This window comes from Burkholderia sp. Ac-20392, assembly GCF_017104585.1.
Taxonomy (GTDB): domain Bacteria; phylum Pseudomonadota; class Gammaproteobacteria; order Burkholderiales; family Burkholderiaceae; genus Burkholderia; species Burkholderia lata.
Genome location: NZ_JAAGPB010000912.1, coordinates 1 through 2,059, shown reverse-complemented (window position 1 = coordinate 2,059; position 2,059 = coordinate 1). Strand labels below are relative to the sequence as shown.

Annotated in this window: 2 protein-coding genes; one reads left to right on the top strand and one right to left on the bottom strand. The window is 67.9% G+C overall.

Annotated features, from left to right (window positions below; genetic code table 11):
- Nucleotides 1-329: 329 nt before the first annotated feature.
- Nucleotides 330-1,475 carry a glycerophosphodiester phosphodiesterase gene (locus tag G3N99_RS39655; protein ID WP_174935503.1) on the top strand — a complete coding sequence of 382 codons (1,146 nt, stop codon included), beginning with the start codon at nt 330-332 and terminating at the stop codon, nt 1,473-1,475.
- Between the two features lie 78 nt (nt 1,476-1,553).
- Here G3N99_RS39655 and G3N99_RS39650 read toward each other — a convergent pair.
- Nucleotides 1,554-2,059: rhodanese-like domain-containing protein (locus G3N99_RS39650; protein ID WP_277396501.1), on the bottom strand; the 506-nt coding region annotated here is incomplete at its 5' end.

Here is a 2,059-nt window from a genome sequence, read left to right as displayed (position 1 = left end):
CCGGGCGCCCGCGCCGGCCCGCGAGTCGCCGCATCGTCGCGCCAGGCGGGCGTCGGCCCCGGCACGGCGATGCAAAATTCCCGCAAGTTTAGTGCATCCGGCCCGCGACCTGCCCGAGACGACCGGAAAGCGCCACCCGCCAGGCCTCGGAGAACCACCCTGCGGCCGGCATCGCGCCCTAAAAATATTGAATGGAAAGGCTCAAGTAATACATATGTAATTATTCGGTGCGACGATCGCGTCCCATTCGACTCCGTGCGACACGCCACGACAGCCGCACCGCCGGAGCGATCGCCCCTTTCCGACTCCCGTTTCGAAGGTTCATCGACATGCTCTTCAAGCGCCCGACCTCCCTGCGCTACGTCCCGTTCGCCTGTGCCGCCGCGTTCCTGCTCGCTGCTTGCGGTGGCGACGACGACGTCGCGTCCGATCCCACCCAGCCGATTTCCGCGAAGGTCCAGGTGGTCGGCCATCGCGGCGCGAGCGCGCTGCGCCCCGAACACACGCTCGCGTCGTACCGCAAGGCGGTCGAGGACGGCGCGGACGTGATCGAGCCCGACCTCGTGTCGACCCGCGACGGCGTGCTGGTCGCGCGTCACGAGAACGAGATCTCGGGCACGACGAACGTGTCGACGCTGCCGCAGTTCGCGAGCCGCAAGGCGACCAAGACGATCGACGGTGCGGAGCTGACGGGCTGGTTCACCGAGGATTTCACGCTCGCCGAGCTGAAGACGCTGCGCGCCCGTGAGCGCATTCCGCAGGTGCGCCCCGCGAACACCGCGTACAACGACCAGTTCGAGATTCCGACGTTCGACGAGATCGTCGCGCTCGCGAAGCAGATGTCCGCGCAGACTGGCCGCACGATCCACCTGTATCCGGAAACCAAGCATCCGACCTACTTCCAGTCGATTGGCCTGCCGCTCGAAGACCGTCTCGTCGATGCGCTGCTGAAGGATTCGTACACGGCGCGCACGGCGACCGTCTACATCCAGTCGTTCGAGGTCGCGAACCTGAAGACCATCCGCAACCGGATCAAGTCGAGCCAGCCGAACTGGAAGCTCGTGCAGTTGATGGACGAAGCCGGCCAGCGCCCGTACGACTTCGTGAAGGCGAACGACAAGCGCACCTACGGCGACCTGTCGACGCGCGACGGCATGCGCGAGGTCGCCACCTATGCGAACGGCGTCGGCCCGTACAAGACGTCGATCATCGCGGTCGCCGCGGACGGCACGCTGCAGCAGCCGACGCCGTACGTGCGCTATGCGCACGAAGCCGGCCTGGTCGTGCATCCGTACACGTTCCGCCCGGAGAACAACTTCCTGCCCGCGTCGTTGAAGGATGGCGGCACGCCGGCCACGCGCAACACGGCCGGCTCGGTACGCGAGATCCAGGCGTACCTGCGCGCGGGCATCGACGGCTTCTTCACCGACGATCCGGCCGTCGGCCGCACGGCGGTCGATACGTTCAAGCGCTGACACGCGCGGAACGTACCCGACATGCGGCAACGGGGCGCGGCGTACGACGTACCGCCGCGCCCCGTTACGCCGTATCGGTCAGATCACGTTGAAGTGATGCGTGCCGTCCCGCTTCAACTGATCGACCAGCCCGTATTCCCAGTCGAGATACGCCTGCATCGCAGCCGCCGCGTTGTCGGTGCCTTCGTACGGGCGCCGGTAGCGATCGACGCGCGGTGACGCCAGATGCGTCTCGCCGCTTTCGAGCGGCAGCCCGGCCTCGATCCACGCGGCCGTGCCACCGGTGAGCACCGTGATGTCAGCCGAAGCCGGCAGCAGCGCGCGGGCGTCGTCCGCCGCGAACCGCGCCAGCAGGCTCGACCCGCACGTGAACACGTAGCGCTTCGCGGGCGGAATCGCCGCGAGCGCATCACGCAACTGCGCCCGCACGGCGAACCACGCGCCCGGGATATGCCGCTTCACGTAGTTCGCGCTGGCCGTCACGTCGACGATCGCCAGCTCGCCCGGCGCGGCCTCCTTCAGCCAGCCCGCGAGCGTCGCGGGCGATACGTCGGTCACGGTCGGCGTCGCCGGCACGTCGCGCG

Coding starts and splice junctions, on each gene's coding strand:
- G3N99_RS39655 (WP_174935503.1), top strand. CDS start 330: ATGCTCTTCAAGCGCCCGACCTCCCTGCGCTACGTCCCGTTCGCCTGT.